This window comes from Lolliginicoccus lacisalsi, assembly GCF_014841105.1.
Classification (GTDB): Bacteria; Actinomycetota; Actinomycetes; order Mycobacteriales; family Mycobacteriaceae; genus Lolliginicoccus; species Lolliginicoccus lacisalsi.
Genome location: NZ_JACYWE010000004.1, coordinates 69797 through 85425, shown reverse-complemented (window position 1 = coordinate 85425; position 15629 = coordinate 69797). Strand labels below are relative to the sequence as shown.

General features: G+C 69.2%; 17 protein-coding genes. 5 read left to right on the top strand and 12 right to left on the bottom strand.

Annotation, left to right across the window (positions count from 1 at the left end; translation table 11 throughout):
• Positions 1-5: 5 nt before the first annotated feature.
• The 6 genes from guaA to HT102_RS08200 all read right to left on the bottom strand — a co-directional run bounded on the left by guaA (position 6) and on the right by HT102_RS08200 (position 5059).
• The gene (gene guaA, locus HT102_RS08225) at positions 6-1577 is read right to left on the bottom strand and encodes a glutamine-hydrolyzing GMP synthase (RefSeq protein WP_192038943.1); all 1572 of its coding nucleotides are present in this window, start codon (positions 1575-1577) and stop codon (positions 6-8) included.
• A gap of 54 nt (positions 1578-1631) precedes the next feature.
• Positions 1632-2897 (bottom strand): MFS transporter, encoded by a 1266-nt coding sequence (locus HT102_RS08220; protein ID WP_192038942.1) that lies wholly within the window; start codon positions 2895-2897, stop codon positions 1632-1634.
• Positions 2894-3205, bottom strand: coding sequence for a GntR family transcriptional regulator (locus HT102_RS08215; RefSeq protein WP_192038941.1), 312 nt, complete (start codon positions 3203-3205; stop codon positions 2894-2896). Before HT102_RS08215 ends, HT102_RS08220 begins: the two co-directional genes overlap by 4 nt.
• 104 nt (positions 3206-3309) lie before the next feature.
• Entirely contained in the window at positions 3310-3756 is a 447-nt protein-coding gene (locus HT102_RS08210; RefSeq protein ID WP_192038940.1) for a DUF4383 domain-containing protein, read from the bottom strand.
• 11 nt (positions 3757-3767) lie between these two features.
• On the bottom strand, positions 3768-4208 hold the full coding sequence (locus HT102_RS08205; protein ID WP_192038939.1) for a ChaB family protein: 441 nt from the start codon (positions 4206-4208) through the stop codon (positions 3768-3770).
• Between the two features lie 23 nt (positions 4209-4231).
• Positions 4232-5059 (bottom strand): SDR family oxidoreductase, encoded by an 828-nt coding sequence (locus HT102_RS08200; RefSeq protein WP_225443412.1) that lies wholly within the window; start codon positions 5057-5059, stop codon positions 4232-4234.
• A gap of 201 nt (positions 5060-5260) precedes the next feature.
• Between HT102_RS08200 and HT102_RS08195 the strand changes: the two genes are divergently transcribed.
• Positions 5261-5722, top strand: a complete 462-nt coding sequence (locus HT102_RS08195) for an SRPBCC family protein (RefSeq protein WP_192038937.1) — start codon at positions 5261-5263, stop codon at positions 5720-5722.
• 135 nt (positions 5723-5857) lie between these two features.
• Complete coding sequence (locus HT102_RS08190) at positions 5858-6553, top strand: hypothetical protein (RefSeq protein ID WP_192038936.1); 696 nt, start codon at positions 5858-5860, stop codon at positions 6551-6553.
• Between the two features lie 128 nt (positions 6554-6681).
• On the opposite strand, the gene HT102_RS08180 is transcribed toward HT102_RS08190, so the two are convergent.
• The 5 genes from HT102_RS08180 to HT102_RS08160 all read right to left on the bottom strand — a co-directional run bounded on the left by HT102_RS08180 (position 6682) and on the right by HT102_RS08160 (position 12216).
• Complete coding sequence (locus HT102_RS08180; protein WP_192038934.1) at positions 6682-8214, bottom strand: phytoene desaturase family protein; 1533 nt, start codon at positions 8212-8214, stop codon at positions 6682-6684.
• The gene (locus HT102_RS08175; RefSeq protein ID WP_192038933.1) at positions 8211-8645 is read right to left on the bottom strand and encodes an SRPBCC family protein; all 435 of its coding nucleotides are present in this window, start codon (positions 8643-8645) and stop codon (positions 8211-8213) included. Before HT102_RS08175 ends, HT102_RS08180 begins: the two co-directional genes overlap by 4 nt.
• Positions 8646-8798: 153 nt before the next feature.
• Positions 8799-10196 (bottom strand): carboxylate-amine ligase, encoded by a 1398-nt coding sequence (locus tag HT102_RS08170; RefSeq protein WP_192038932.1) that lies wholly within the window; start codon positions 10194-10196, stop codon positions 8799-8801.
• 120 nt (positions 10197-10316) lie between these two features.
• The gene (locus HT102_RS08165) at positions 10317-10712 is read right to left on the bottom strand and encodes an STAS domain-containing protein (protein ID WP_192038931.1); all 396 of its coding nucleotides are present in this window, start codon (positions 10710-10712) and stop codon (positions 10317-10319) included.
• Between the two features lie 289 nt (positions 10713-11001).
• On the bottom strand, positions 11002-12216 hold the full coding sequence (locus tag HT102_RS08160) for a glycosyltransferase (RefSeq protein ID WP_192038930.1): 1215 nt from the start codon (positions 12214-12216) through the stop codon (positions 11002-11004).
• 134 nt (positions 12217-12350) lie between these two features.
• Between HT102_RS08160 and HT102_RS08155 the strand changes: the two genes are divergently transcribed.
• Genes HT102_RS08155 through HT102_RS08145 form a run of 3 tightly spaced genes read left to right on the top strand, consistent with a single transcriptional unit; the run spans position 12351 to position 15257 of the window.
• Positions 12351-13880 carry an FAD-dependent oxidoreductase gene (locus tag HT102_RS08155; protein WP_192038929.1) on the top strand — a complete coding sequence of 510 codons (1530 nt, stop codon included), beginning with the start codon at positions 12351-12353 and terminating at the stop codon, positions 13878-13880.
• Positions 13881-13887: 7 nt separating this feature from the next.
• Positions 13888-14964 carry a baeRF2 domain-containing protein gene (locus HT102_RS08150; RefSeq protein ID WP_192038928.1) on the top strand — a complete coding sequence of 359 codons (1077 nt, stop codon included), beginning with the start codon at positions 13888-13890 and terminating at the stop codon, positions 14962-14964.
• Positions 14961-15257 (top strand): hypothetical protein, encoded by a 297-nt coding sequence (locus HT102_RS08145; RefSeq protein WP_192038927.1) that lies wholly within the window; start codon positions 14961-14963, stop codon positions 15255-15257. Before HT102_RS08150 ends, HT102_RS08145 begins: the two co-directional genes overlap by 4 nt.
• Positions 15258-15331: 74 nt before the next feature.
• Here the strand turns inward: HT102_RS08145 and HT102_RS08140 are convergent, their stop codons facing one another.
• The gene (locus tag HT102_RS08140; RefSeq protein ID WP_192038926.1) at positions 15332-15613 is read right to left on the bottom strand and encodes a hypothetical protein; all 282 of its coding nucleotides are present in this window, start codon (positions 15611-15613) and stop codon (positions 15332-15334) included.
• Positions 15614-15629: the final 16 nt, after the last annotated feature.

Here is a 15629-nt window from a genome sequence, read left to right as displayed (position 1 = left end):
GTCCGTCATTCCCATTCGATGGTGCCCGGGGGCTTGCTGGTGATGTCGAGCACGACTCGGTTGACCTCGGCGACCTCATTGGTGATGCGGGTGGACACTCGCTCGAGCACGTCGTAGGGCACGCGCGTCCAGTCGGCAGTCATGGCGTCCTCGCTGCTGACGGGGCGCAGCACGATGGGATGGCCGTAGGTTCGGCCGTCGCCTTGCACGCCAACACTGCGCACGTCGGCGAGGAGCACGACGGGACACTGCCAGATCTGCTTGTCGAGCCCAGCGCTGGTCAGTTCCTCGCGGACGATCGCATCGGCGTGGCGGAGGGTGGCGAGCCGGTCGGCGGTGACCTCGCCGACGATGCGGATGGCGAGGCCGGGGCCGGGGAAGGGCTGGCGCTGCACGATCTCCTCGGGGAGGCCGAGCTCGCGGCCCACGGCGCGCACCTCGTCCTTGAACAGCAGCCGGAGTGGCTCGACAAGGGAGAATTGCAGGTCCTCGGGAAGGCCGCCGACGTTGTGGTGGCTCTTGATGTTGGCGGTGCCGCTGCCGCCACCGGATTCCACGACGTCGGGGTAGAGGGTGCCCTGGACGAGGAACTCGACGGTGTCGCCGTGGGAGGCGTTGTCGCCGAGGACCTCGGAGATCGCGCCCTCGAAGGAGCGGATGAACTCGCGGCCGATGGTCTTGCGCTTGGCCTCGGGGTCGGACACCCCGGCGAGCTCGCGCAGGAAGGTCTGCTCCGCCTCGATGGTGACGAGCCGGGCGCCGGTGGCGGCGACGAAGTCCTGCTCCACCTGCTGCCGCTCCCCTGCCCGCAGCAGCCCGTGGTCGACGAACACGCAGGTCAGCCGGTCACCGATGGCGCGCTGCACCAGCGCCGCCGCGACCGCGGAGTCGACGCCGCCGGAGAGGCCGCAGATCGCGCGCCCGTCACCGACCTGCTCCCGCACCTGCTCGACGAGCGCCTCGGCGATGTTCGCGGCGGTCCAGGCGCCAGGGATGCCGGCGATCTCGTGGAGGAACCGGGACAGGACCTGCTGCCCGTGCGGCGAGTGGAGCACCTCGGGGTGGTACTGCACGCCGGCGAGCTTGCGGTCGCGGTCCTCGAACGCGGCGACGGGAGCGCCCTCGCTCGCGGCGGTGACTTCGAAGCCGGCGGGGGCCTCGGGGACGGCATCGCCGTGGCTCATCCACACAGGCTGCACCCCGGGGAGCCCGTCATGGAGCAGGCCACCGCGCACGGTGAGATCGGTGCGGCCGTACTCGCGGGTGCCGGTGCGGGACACGGTTCCGCCGAGCGCCTGCGCCATGGCCTGGAACCCGTAGCAGATGCCGAACACGGGCACGCCGAGGTCGAACAGGGCGGCGTCGAGCGCGGGCGCCCCGTCCTCGTACACGCTGGAGGGCCCGCCCGAGAGCACGACGGCGCGGGGCTGCTTGGCCGCGATCTCCGCGATGGTGGCGGTGTGGGGCAGCACCTCGGAGTAGACGCGGGCCTCGCGCACGCGGCGCGCGATGAGTTGCGCGTACTGGGCACCGAAGTCGATGACAAGGACGGGGTGTTCCTGGACAGCATCAGTCACTCGAACCGTGTAAGCGGACCCGGTGGGTGCTCCGTACCGCCGTGGCGGGGCCGCTCAGCTGCGACGGACGCGGTAGCGCACGAACGCGGGGAACGCGAGCGTGGCGGCGATGGTGCCGATGATCACGAGTACCCCTCCCCCGGCGGCGGCGGCCGCGGTGCCGACCATCGCGGCGGCAGCACCGTGCAGGGCATCACCGATGCGTGGCCCGCCCGCCACGACGACGATGAACACGCCCTGCAGCCGCCCGCGCATCTCGTCGGAGGCGATCTCCTGCAGCATGGTCGAGCGCAGGGCGGCGGAGAACATATCGGCGGCACCACCGAGGGCCAGGAAGCCCAGCGCCAGCCAGAGGAACAGGCGCGCCCCGCCGAGGGGCGCGAAGGCGATCATGAGCCCGAACCCGGTCATGGCGACGCCCCACACGAGGATGCAGAGCAGCACCGCGCGGCCTTGCCTCTCGATGCGGGAGAGCCAGCCGGAGAATACGCCGCCGAGCACGGCTCCCGCGGAGATCGCGGCGAACAGCATGCCCAGCACGAGGCCGCCGCTCACGGGATCGCCGAAGGTCTCGTGGGCGATCTGCGGGAACAGCGCGCGCGGCATCCCGGCCACCATCGCGATGATGTCGACGACGAACGAGGCGAGCAGGATCCGCTGGGTGGCGAGGAACGCGAAGCCCTCGAATACCTGCGCGAACCCGGCCCGGCGCGAGGTTCCGGTGGGTGGCAGCCGCGGCAGCATGAAGGCGGCCCACAGGGTGGCGAGCAGAGCGATGGCGTCGAGCAGGTAGAGGGTGGGCAGCCCGAGCACCGGGATCATGGCGCCGGCCATGAGGGGGCCGGCGATGGCGCCGAAATTGAACACCATCATGTTCAGCGCGTTGGCGGCGGGGAGCTGGTTGCCGGGCAGCAGGCGCGGGATGATCGCGGCCCTGGTGGGCTGGTTGATGGCGAAGAATGCCTGCTGGACCGCGAGCAGGCCGAGGATGAGCCAGACGTTGTCGAGGCCGGCGGCGGCCTGTGCCCAGAAGGCGATGGCGGTGAGGACTAGTCCGCTGGTGGCGAGGATCATGAGCAGCCGCCGGTCCATGACGTCGGCGAGCGCCCCGCCCCAGAGCCCGAAGACGATGAGCGGGACGAGCGCGAAGATCCCGGCGAGGCCGACGTAGGCGGAGCTCTGGGTGATCTGGTAGATCTGCACCGGCACCGCGACGATGCTGAGCTGCGCGCCGATGACGGTGATGACTCCTGCTGTCCACAGCCGGCGGTAGTGCTGGTTGCGCAGCGGCGTCACGTCGGCGAGCAGTCCTCGGCTCATGGCTGCCTCTCGTCCTCGTGGCGCTCCCTCGGTCCCGCGGGCGCCTCCCATGCCTGCACGAGCGCCGCGATGGCGCCGGCAAGGACATGCCCGCTGGCGGCGGCTATGGCGGCGTCGTCGTGGGCCGCGCGGGAAAGGCGCTCGGTAGCCTGATCCCCGCGCGGTTCGATGCCGAGGGGTTCAACCTCTCCGGGCGCGATGCGTGTTCCCGCTCCGCGCCGGGTTGTGACGTAGCCCTCGCCCTCGAGCACCTTGCAGGCACGGGCGACGGTGCCAGGTGCTGGGCCGATTTGGCGCGCGAGCAGCACGACGAGGCACCGGATGGCCGGGAGCGCGGCGCCTGCCGCGATGATGACGCCCTCTTGTGCCCAGCTAATGGCACAAGAGGGCGCTGCCTAGCGACCGGGGAGAGCTACCGCGGACCGCGCAGCGGCACCAGGCCGAGCACAACCAAGGCGAGACCGACGCCGAGGTGCAGCCAGTTGTCCGCTTGATTGGGCGGGATGACATTTGCCTCGCTGTCCAGATCGATGACCAGCCCGTAGACGGTCAGGGCAAGGTATGCGATGCCCCCTCCGACGAGGTAGATGCGGGCACCGATCGCTCGCATCGCCAGCACGATTCCGGCGACGCCGAACGCCAGGTGCAGGACGTTGTGCAGGATCGACACCGCGAAGATGCCGAAGAGGTAGGTCTCGCTGTGCGGGCCCGCCGCTGATAGCTCGGAAGCGCCCGTGGTGGCCCACGGGACGACGCCGAGGATTCCCGCAGCGACGAACGCGATGCCCACCGCGAGCGCGAAGAACTGGCGCACGCGGGAGGCCGGGACTTCGCTCTCCCGCTTTGAACCGTGTTTCATGATGCTCCTGCCTAGTCGTGGCGAGAACTCGTGCCCTCGCGGGCGGCGCGCGTCTCGCGGTCGTTTGCCTTCTCGATGGCTTTGACAAGCTCCGCCTTGCGCATGGTGGATCGCCCGCGCACATCGAGCCGACGTGCGATGCGGAGCAACTCGTCCTTGGTGGCGTACGCATCGACTCCCCCGCGCGTGGGAGCGTCAGGATCGCTGCTGTCGCGGGCGCGCTCATCGGAGGGCCCGCGCGCCTCCTTCGCCTCCCACCTGTCGCCCACCTTCTGGAAGGTGCGCTTCAGCGCGTCGTATGCCACGCGATGCGCGCGCTCCTCGCTGCCGTATTCGTCCATCGCTGAGTCGTACGCCTTGGCAAATGTTCGCTGAGCCTTAGCGCTCGAGCGCTTGAGGGTGCTCGGGAGCTCGCTCTTTCGCGCGCTTCCCGATCGCGTGGTCTTCGGCATGGGGCTCCACCTCCTGGGGGTCGCTATCCGGGCAGCGTCTCGCCACCGATCGGGGCGAGCACCTCTCCCGAGTAGTACGAGGACAGTTGGTTCGCGGCAAAGAACACGAAAGAGGGCGCGATCTCATCGGGCTGCGCGGCCCGCCCGAAGGGGGCTTGCTCGCCGAAGTCCTCGACCGCTCCCTCCGGGAACGTGGCTGGGATCAGCGGGGTCCACACGGGGCCCGGGGCAACGCAGTTGACCCGGATGCGCCGGTCCATCAGTGACTGCGCCAGCGAATAGGTGAGGGCAAGGATGCCACCCTTGGTGGCCGCGTAGTCGATGAGGTGCTTGTTGCCGCGCAAGCCATTGATCGAGGACGTGTTGATGATGGCCCCACCATCGGGAATGTGGGGCAGGGCGGCCTTGGTGATGTAGAAGATGGCATCGAGGTTCACGGCGAAGGTGTGGCGCCATTGCTCATCGCTGATGTCCTCGAACCGGTCCACCGGCTGCTGGTAGGCGGCGTTGTTCACCAGGATCGAGATGCCCCCGAGCTCGCCCGCGGCTTCCTCGACGAGCTGGCGGCACGCATCGGCATCCGTCAGGTCCGCAGCCTTGGCCCAGGCCTTGCGCCCCTCGGCCTCGATCAGCTCGACGGTATGGCGGGCATCATCGTTCTCGGAGAGATAGCCGATAGCGACATCGGCGCCCTCCTTGGCGAGCGCGATGGCGACCGCGCGACCGATTCCCGAGTCACCACCGGTGACCAGTGCCGTCTGCCCGGCGAGCAGATCCCGCCCCGCATAATCGCGCATCTCGTCCTGCGGCTTCGACGGCATCTCCCGCGTGCGGCCTGGATAGGCGATCATGGGTTCCTTCATAAAGCCGGTCTACCCGCGCGCGCGCCCCCGTAACCCTTTCCCGCGCACAACCCCCGCGCGTCCCGCGCACAATGCGGCCAGCGCGCGAAGGCTCTCGAATCGTCGATCCGTCGAGTCGTGCTGTTTAGCCGCGGAGGACTCGGGTAGGCACCTGGTGAACGCTCGAACCACCACGGAAGGAATGCAGCAATGGGAACTGTCGAGAAATCGATCGACGTCGACGTACCAGTCACCGTGGCCTACAACCAGTGGACCCAGTTCGAGGAATGGCCGCACTTCATGGAGCACATGCAGCAGGTCGAGCAGATCGACGATACCCACCTGCGGTTCCACGTCCGCTTCGGGCCCGTCTCCCGCGAGTTCGATGCCGTGGTCGATGAGCAGCATCCGGACGAGCGCGTCGCGTGGCACTCGATCGGGGGCCCGAACCATGCCGGGGTGGTGACGTTCCACCGCCTCGACGAGGGGAAATCCAGGGTGACCAGCCAGATCGATATCGATCCCCAGGGCATCGCCGAAGACATCGGCGACGCGCTCAACATCGTCGATATGCAGATCAAGGCAGATATGAAGCGCTTCAAGACCTTCATCGAGCAACAAGGAGCTGCCAGCGGCGGCTGGCGCGGCAATGTCGAGCCACCGGCGCCGTAGGCCAAAGACCCCATGCCGGCAGTCAGCGACCCCGCTGTCGGCATGGCACCCCGGGGGCAGGGACGATCTTCCCTGCCCCCGGGGGTTTTCATGGTTGTCCAGCAACGCTAATCGGAGCGAGGAGGCCTGTCCGGGATGAACGCACGGGCGCTGCGCGAGCAGCTTGATCGATGGTCAGGCAAGGGCGCGCGGGCCGCGGCCCGCGCGCGGGGCGAGCGACTGTTTCACCCGCGGGGCGAATGCTTCGTTGCCGAGGTCCGGCCGAGCGGCGACGGGCCCCTCGCCGCGGTCGGGGCCAGCACCTGCCAAGTTCGACTATCCAAGGGCTTGGGACTTGGTGGCGCCCTGCCCGATGCGCTAGGCATCTCCGTCCGGTTCCTGGGCGACAGGCCCTGGGACCTGCTGCTCATCAGCAGCGCCAGCCCGGGGGTCCTAGGGCGCATGGTCCCCGCGCCTTCGACGGCCTGGACGGCGGCAAGCTTCAGCACCGTCATGCCGTACAGATGCGAGGGCGGCGATCTCACGTGGTTCCACGCCCGTGCGGCGGATGACCGCTGGATCTCCTGCCGGCGGGGCGCGCTCACCGAAGCAGTGGCGGAGCGCCCCCTCGAGCTCATGCTGCACGGCAGCGGGCGGGGCTCCGGCAGCCACGGCCTCGGCTCCCTGATCCTCACCCGACCAGTGAGCGCTGAGTGGTCATTCGATCCCGTGCTCAATACGGGGGCGGGATGCGCGCTGGCGCCGGGATGGCTGGCGTCGGTCCGGGCGGGCGCCTACCGGGGCAGCCGCGCGGCGCGTGGCGCTGCTCTCAGGGAGCAAGCAGGATCTTGACCATCCCGTCTGCCTGGGCCTGAAACATGTAGCAGGCCTGCGGCGCCTCCTCGATTCGCGGGTGCGGTACGGATTCCACCGAGACCGAGCGGCGTCCCTGCCATGTCCCTGCCCTCATGCCCGCTACTTCAGCTCATGAGCTTTCGATTGATCGCGGCTCGGATGCGCTGGCGGGGCCAGCGCGCGCCGAGCGCGGCGTGCGCCGCGTTCCATCCGCACATGCCGTGCACGCCTCCCCCTGGGTGCGCTGAGGCGCTACCGAGATAGAGGCCCGCGACGGGGGTATGGTTGTCCGCCAAACCGGGAATGGGGCGGAAGATGTACTGCTGATGAAGCTCGAAAGTTCCCGCGTTGACGGCTCCGCCGCGCAAGTTCGGGTTCTCCCGCTCCATGTCCTTCCCGGTCTGCACCTCGCTGCCGATTAACTGGGCACCGAAGCCCGGGGCGTGCGCCTCGATGACGCTGGTGATCCATTCGGCGAACTGCTGCTGCTCCTCCTCGGAGCTTTGCGCTGGCGCCTTGGCGTACGCCCACGCGCTGGTGGTGCCGCGCGAGGAGCGGCTCGGATCAGCCACGCTCATCTGCCCCACGATGACCAAGGGCGCTGTGCTGTCGTTGATCGAACCAAGATGGACGGTGCCGGCGTGGTGCGCGCTCGCCGCGGTCCAGGGAATCGCCCCGCGAATCGCATAGTTGACCTTGACGACCGGCGGGTCCCATGCAAATGCACGAATGTCGCGCGCTACCTGCTCGGGCACGACCTCGCGCGGCAAGAGCTCCTCGTAGAGCGCAGGCGCGCTGGTATCGGCGATCACGGCCCGCCGGGCACGGAACACCTTCCCGATGGCGGTGGTCACGCCGGTGGCGCGACCGTTCTCGACGATGATCTGGTCGACTGGCGAGTCGCAGGTGATCCGGCCTCCGGCTTCCTCCAGCCTGCGGGCGAGCGCGCTGGTCAGCGCTCCAGCGCCCCCTTCCGGCGTGGGGAAGCCGTGCTCCTGGGCGAGCATCGACATCACATAGCCAATTACCCCGCTCACGGGGGCGTCGGGCGGCACATCTGCGTGCATGGCGTTTCCGCGCAGCAGCGCCCGCGCCGGCTCGCTGTCGAAGAGCTCGGCCTCCATCCTCTGCACGGGCAGGGCAAGGAAGCGGGCGAAGCGCAAGGCCCCGGCCGCGCCGAGCGCGCGCAGCAATCCTGCAGCGCCCCGGACAGGAGGAAATGGATTGAACATCATCCGTAGCAGGTGGGGCCCGATGACGTGCCACTCGTCGCACAGCTCGAGCCACGTCCGCGCGTCGCGCATGCTCGTCCTCGCGATCGCGGCAGCGGTGCCGGCCGACGTCGGCTCGATGCAGATCGCATCCTCGAGATCCTCGCCGTAGATGTGCGCGAGCGGCGACGGCGCGTGGCGCCAGCGGAGGCCGAACTCCTCCAGCCCCAGGCTGGGCAGGGCAGGCGTGGCGCGCGCGAAGGGGTAGAAGGAGCTGAAGAGATCCCAGGTTATGCCGGGCTCCCGGAGGACAGATCGCACGGCGCCGCCGGGCTCGGACGCTGCTTCGAGCACCTGCACGGTCCAGCCGTGGTCGGCGAGCACATTGGCGGCAACGAGCCCGTTGGGCCCCGAGCCGATGATCACCGCGTCCGCTACAGGGGTCATGCGCCCCGGCCTTCCGCGATGAGCGCGAGCCGCCGCAGGCATTCCTTGTTCCTCGGTGCCGCGAGCTCCTCCTGCACGCGGCGGGGGATCCACTTGGCCGGGGCTGTGATAATCCATTCCTCGAGGGTGATCTCAGATCCATGGTCCAGCTCGTTGATGGTGACCCGCACGCGAGCCTTGCCCAGGGGCCAGGTCCGCGCCACGAGCTCGAGGGACTTTCCTGGCACCTGCGAGACGACCTCGGTGAAGTCGTTGTTGACCAGTGGCCAGGCCCCGAAAGAGTGATGGAAGCGCGTGCCCGGGCGGGGCCATTGCGGGTCCACGTCCCGGATTCGCGAGGATCCCACTACCCAGCCAGCGTAGAGCCAGGCGTCATTCAGCACGTTCCAGATCGCGTGGGGGGTTGCGCTCGTGCGGAGGGTCGATGCCATGATGTCCACTTCGTGCCGGGGGCGTTGGCTGCTGTGTCCCTACCCGTCCGGCGCGGGGTTAAACAACCTCGCACTGCTTGTCAGCGGAAGGCCCGCGGGTCATGGAATCGCTGCTCGAGATCATTGACCATGCTGATTCCACGCAAATTGTGGCTACAGGATCGCCGCCACTCCTACTACGGCCGCGAGAAGCATCACGAGCAGGCCGATAGCCAGCAGGATGCTCTGGGCCCCAGTGCTCTGGGCCCCAGTGCTCTGGGCCCCAGTGATGGAGCGGCTAGCGGGGCTTGATTCGGGCGCGGCGTCCTGGCAGGCGCCCGGATCAGTGCTAGCGATCATCGGGGTAGCCTGCGCGGCAGTGTCCTCCCGCGCGCACGCGAGGAGCCTGCGCCCACCATGCCCGAGGCCCTCGGATTGCCCGGCCGCTTGCTCGGCGACGGTGATCACGTGATCGGTTCCCGAGCAGCCAGCTCGCCGCTGGACCTCGGCCCCGGTTCCGCGGCGCTGGAGCCCGGCCAGCATGGCGCGGGCTCTCTGGTAGTCCCCTGCTTCGCACAGCGCATCGGTAGTGGTCTCGAGAAGCGAGGCCAGCCGATGGGCGAGCGGCACCTGGATTTGCGCGACGGGATCGATGGCCGGGCCCTCGATCCCGTGCCGCGCCGCCATCCATACGGCCGCATCCGCCCATGCCGGGTCGAGCGCTACCGGCTCGATGCCCCGCTCGAGGTCCGCCAGCGCCGTCATGACGAGCGCGCGGCTCAGGGCTGCTTGCAGCGCAGAGTCGTCCGCGGTGAGCCCGACATCGGCGGCGCGGAGCTCCACAGTGGGATAGCGGTCGGATAGGCGGGCCAGCCAGAAGCTGGTGTGCTGGTCCTTGAGCACGCCGCGGTCGACGAGGTTGTCGATGGTCTCGTCGTAGTGAGCGGCGGAGCAAAACGCCGGTGGCAGCCCGGCGAGCGGGAACCGGCGCTGCAGGGCGATCCTCCAGCTCGAGAATCCCGTATCGGTGCCCGCGCAGTAGGAGGAGTTCCCCGCGAGCGCCACGAGCACGGGGATCCAGGGGGCAATGTGCCCGAGGACGAGCGCGGCCGCATCCCGGTCCGTCACCTCGACGTGGACATGGGTGCCGCAGCCCTGGTAGGTGGCCGCTGCCGCGCCATAGTGCGCGATCATCTCCTGGTAGCGCTGCTCGGACGGCGGCGCGGGGCCTGGTTCCGCGAGGGGGTGGAGCCCTGTGGCGAGCAGGCGCATGCCGAGCTCGTCGGCGGCCGCGATCGCTTGCTTCCGATTGCGCAGGAGATCGGCGGTGAGCGCCCGGAGATCGGTCGCCGGCTCTGTGACCAGCTCGAGCTGGGTGCCATGCATCTCGGTCCGCGCGTGGTCGCGGCTGGTTCCGAGCGCCGCGATGACCTCGGCCGCGCGCGGCGTGGCCTGGCCGGCCTGGTGATCGTGGAGCAGGAACTCCTCCTCCACGCCGATCCGCGCGGGGGTGCGCCGTCGTGTGCCTGGCGCGGATTCCTCGGGGCCTGGCGCGGGGCTGGTCGTGAGCATGATGGTCCTCTCGGCTGCAACGAGGACCTGGCCTGCGAGGGGCGCCTGGTCCGGCCCTGGCTGGCTACCCCGGGGCAGGGGCGGCAAACTATCGCGGCACCCTGGCTCCCAGCGGGCCCTCTAAACCGTGTAGATGTGGACGAAGCGCCTTTCCGGGCCAGCCGTGAGGGGGCGATGGCCGGGAATGACGTGCGGAGCGGGCTCGAAGAGCTCGAAGCACTGGGCGATGGATCGTGGTGCCATGATCGAGAAGTCGATGCCCATGGTCTTGGCGCGCTGCGCCCATTCCGCGATGCGCTCGATGCACGAGGCGCTGCAGAATCTCGATCCGGAAAGATCGACAATTATCGGGTCCGGAGCTTTCAGGAGCTCGCGCATCGTGCTTGCGAGCTCGTCGTGGCTCGTCGCATCGAGCTCGCCCTGGAATACTGCTAATCGCACGGGCTCGCGCGGGCCATGGCCGCGCCGTTCCCAGCCCGCCGCATGGTCCTGCTGACCTGTTCCTATCGACCCCATGGTGACTCCTCACCTGTTACCTAGAAGTTAATTCTCTCTTCCACACTCCCTGCTCATGGCGCGAATCGCAACTATTTCGCAGCTATTTTGAATCTGCTTTACCATTTCTTTAATATCTTACGCATGCACATTGAATGTTAAACCTCATTCAGGAATCACGGATTTTCTGGTCAATTATCACTACCGCCCGCTCCGAAAATAATTACACAATGGAATTTATCGCTGACTGCCTGCTTCCAGCCTTCATCAGCGGCCCGGCCAGTCGGGGAAAGCCCGGGGCCCCACCCGGTCAGGAGCTTCGATCGAGGCTCCCCGCCGGGGCAAGCGCGGCACGCTGGTAGGCGTGCTCGGTCTCCGTGGCGATCTGGTCCCACGAGTACCTCGCGACCGCCCGATCGCGGCCAGCAATGCCCAGCCCCTCCGCGAACGCGGGCCGGGACAGCACCTCGCGCAGCGCGCTGACCAGCAAACGGGGCCGGTGCGGCGGCACCAGCACACCAGTCACCCCATCGATCACGGTATCGAGCACCCCGCCCACCGCGTGCGCCACCACCGGGACCCCGCACGCCATCGCCTCGAGCGGCACCATGCCGAACGACTCATAGCGCGGAGTGCACAGGACCGCATCCGCCGTGCGCAGCAGCTCCGGCATGCGATCCCGCGGCACCTGGCCCAGCAGATGCACGCGCTGCTCGCAGCCCAGATTCCGCGCGAGCGCGCGCAATCGCCGGGCCTCGCCGCTGCCCTTGGCCCCCGCGCCGTCCGGGCCGCCGGCGATCACCAGCTCGGCGGCCGGAATCCTCGCGACCGCCTCGATAGCGATATCGAACCCCTTCCCGGGAGCCAAGCGGCCCACGGAAACAACGCGCTTCCGCCGCCCGGCGGGGCGCTCGCGCTGCCCCGAGGGCGTGAACAGGTCAAGATCGACACCACAGGGCACCCGCGAGATGCGCGTTCCCGGCACGCCCATGCGAGCGAGCTCGAACGCTTCCTCCGAGCTGGCGGCGATGATCCGGGAGGCCGCCCGCGCGATGGCACGCTCCGTGCGGATCCGCCCGTCCGGGCTCGCGCCCGAGGTTGCTCCGGCGCTGTGCTCGAGCGAGCCGAGGACATGGAACGTCTGGATGGTCCGGGTGCCCAGGACGCGCGAGACCAGCTGGGTAGCGATGCCCGATGTCCAGAAGTGCGCGTGCGCCACATCGGGGGCCTCCCGCGACCACTCGGTGCGCAGGAACCGGGCGAACTCGGTCATATGCGGCATGACCGCGTCCTTGGGCAAGCGCCGTGGCGGCCCCGCCGCCACATGCACCACCTGGTAGCCGTCCCCGCTGATCATTCCCTCGGGCAGGTCCGCGTCATCGCGCCGCGCATAGACCGTGACCTCGTGGCCACGGCGAGCCAGCGCCGCGGACAAGGCTGCGACGTGCACGTTCTGCCCGCCCCAGTTGCCCGTGCCAGGAGATGCGAGGGGGCTCGCATGCTCGGAGACCATAGCGATTCGCATTTCACGCCTTCCCTGCCACGCATGTGCTGCGCCGGAGTGCTACCCGCAGCCACTGCATTCCATACCTCGCGCCCCAAGCCAGGGAATCGACCCAGGAATGATTAGGACCGCGCTCGAAGTGGTACCCACCCCCCATGGGATCGCTCTGGCTCGATACGAGGAACACGCAACCGCACCCCGGGCCCCGCTCCATCGCGGTGCCACCGGCGGCGGAGGTGCTGATCGTCGGGGCGGGCCTCACCGGCCTGGTGTGCGGCCTCGAATGCGCGCGCGCCGGGCTCGAGGTGACAGTGCTCGACCGGCACGGCGTCGCCGGGCTCACCACGGGCAAGACCACCGCCAAGGCCACCTGCCTCCAGGGCGCCCGGATCAGCGAGATCACCCGCTCCCACGGCGCCGAGAAGGCCCGAGAGTACGTCGAGGTCAACCAAGCAGCGCTGAAGTGGCTGCGCGAGTTCTGCGCCCGATCCGGCGTGCCCGTGCAGGAGCGCGCCGCCTACTCGATCGCACAGGCCAGCTCCACGCTCCCCGCGCTGCACCGCGAGGCCGACGCCGCCCGCGCCGCCGGGCTCGATATCGGCTGGGGCCAAGGCGCCCCCATCGACTACGTGCCGTTCCCCATCGCGGGGTTCGTGGGCCTCGAGGGGCAGCTCCAGTGCGATCCCGTGGAGCTCTCGGTGGCGCTCGCGGAGGAGATCATCACGCTCGGCGGCACGATCATCGAAGGCATCACCGCGCGCGGGGTCTCGACCGCGGGCCCCACCACGGTGCACACTTCCCACGGCGATATCATCACCGCTCGGGTCGTGCTCGCGACGGGAACCCCGATCCTCGATCGTGGCGGGTTCTTCACCAAGCTCGAGGCCCAGCGCTCCTACCTCGCGGCTTTCCCGCTCGCCCCGGACGCGCTGCGCCCGGAAGGCATGTACGTGTCGATCGATCCCCCCGACGCCGCGCCCCCGCGATCCGTGCGCTCCGCCCCGGGGCACCTGCTCGTCGGTGGCAATGGCCATGTCACGGGCCGGGCAAGCGACACGCAGGAGCGGGAGCGCGACCTCCGGGACTGGACGGCCCAGTACTTTCCCGCCCTCGCGCCCACGCACCAATGGTCTGCCCAGGACTACCGCAGCCTCGACGGCCTGCCGCTCGTCGGCCGGCTCCTGCCCGGTGGCACCCGCATCCTGATGGCGAGTGGCTATGCGAAATGGGGAATGACCAACGGGATCGCCGCGGGACGCATGCTCGCTGCCCGGCTGACCGGCGCCAACGTGCCCGGCATGGAGCTCTTCGACAGCCAGCGCTCGCTCGTGGCGCGCCGGCTGCCGCGGTTCGTGGCGCAGAACGCGCAGGTGGGCACCGCAGCGACCGCGAGCCTGCCGCGCCTAGCACGGCTCCACCGCGAGCCGCCCCGCGAGGGCGAGGGATTCGTGCACTGTCACCGATTGCGGCCGGTCGCCTCGAGCACGGTGGACGGCTCGACGCAAACGGTCTCCGCGATCTGCCCGCACCTCAAGGGGTTGCTCGCCTGGAACCCCGCCGAACGCACCTGGGACTGCCCCCTGCACGGCTCTCGCTTCGAGCCGGACGGCGCCCTGATCGAGGGCCCGGCCACCCGGGACCTCGCGCCCTGCCAATCCCTGCAATGGAAAGGAAGTAGATCCTGAAATGGACATGAGTGATTTGAGAAACCGCCTGGAGGAAGCACACGGGCCGTTCCTCTCGATCTACGTCGATGACTCCCACAACACCGAGGACGCGGCGAAGGCACGCGAGCTGCGCTGGCGCGATATCGCTGATCGAGCGCGCGAGCAGGGCGCGCCGGAAGCCCTCATCGAGCGAATCCCGGCGCTGGGCGACTGGGAGCAGCCCCCCATCGGCCGCCGCGGACGGGCGCTGGTGTTCTCCGAGGACACCGTCATCGTTGACGAGGAACTGCCCATGGTGCCCGATCAGCCCGCTGCCCGCTTCTCGCCCGTGCCGCACCTGCTTCCACTGTTCGAGCATGGCGTGCCGCGGCAGACCATCATGGTCGCTGAGGTGGACCGCACCGGCGTGGACGTGAGCTACATCGATGAGTACGGCCACACGATCGACACCAGGTCCGAGGACCAGGACCACCACCCCGTGCACAAGGCGAACGCCGGTGACCGCTTCAGCTGGGCCCGGGTCGAGGAGCGCACGGAGGAGATGATCGAGCGGAATCATCGCGAGACGGCCGAGCATCTCGCTGCCGCGGTGCGCAAGGCCCATCCGTCCATGCTCGTCCTGGGTGGCGAGGTGCAGGCACGCACGAGCATCGAGAACATGCTGCCTAACGACGTGCGGGCCCTCGCTCACCCCGTGCCCGAGGGAGGCCGCGCCGATGGAGCCAGCGAGGACGGGCTCCACGAGGCCATCACCGACCTCGTGCGGCAGCGCCAGGCCGAGAAGGTCGCGGAGGCTCTCGAGCGCTTCCGCATCGAGTCCGGCCGGTCCTCGGGCTATGCCGTCGATGGCCTCTCCTCCATCGCGGCGAACTTGCAGCAAGGAAACGTCGACACGTTGCTGGTCGCGCGCCCACTGGCAGGCGAGGATCCATCCTCCGAAGTCACCGACACCCGGGAGGCTGATGCCGTGGTCGCCACTACCATCCGCCAGGGCGGGAAGGTCTTCGTCTGCGCCAAGGACGACGTGCGCTTCCAGGACGGGATGGGCGCGATCCTGCGAGCCCCGGCTCTCGCGATGAGCGACACGGGGGCCTCCTCATGAATGCCCTCGGCAGCCCGGGCCAGGGTTCGTCGTTCCCCGACAAGACGGGGCGCGCCCTGGCACGGCTCGCGTATGCCTTCATCGTGCTGGCGCTCATCGCGCTCCCGCTCGCCCTGGTCGCCGCGGCCTCGGGGCACGCCGTGCCAGCGTGGTTCGCCGGCACGAGCTGCGCGGTGCTCCTGATCGCTGCGGTTGTCTCGTGGCGGTGGCAGGCGCGGCGCAAGCTCAGGACCCACCCCGATACCAAGGACCGACAAGGCTGCGACGTGCACGTTCTGCCCGCCCCAATCTGAGCCCGCGCGTGACGCAGCTCGCGCCCCCGGGCATGCCTGGGGGCGCGAGCTGCGTGGAGCACGCCATGCGCGCGCTAGGGCGGTGATTCGCCCGGCAGGATGTCTGGCTCCTCCTGCTCGAGCTTCTCGTCGAGCGTCTCTCCCTCTCGTGCCTCTTCGGGAGTGGTCCCTCGGGCGTCCGCCTCGGACCAGTCGTCCGGCGGTGCCATGGCCCCTGTGAGCGGATTCTCGCCGAGGCGCTCCTCATCGAGGTACTCGGCACTGCTGAGCGAGGCTGGATCGGTCTCCACCGGATCAGGCTCGCCAGTATCCTGCGGCGGGGTCACATCCTGGCGGTCGAGGTCGTCGTCAGCCATGAGTGGTTCCTCCTCT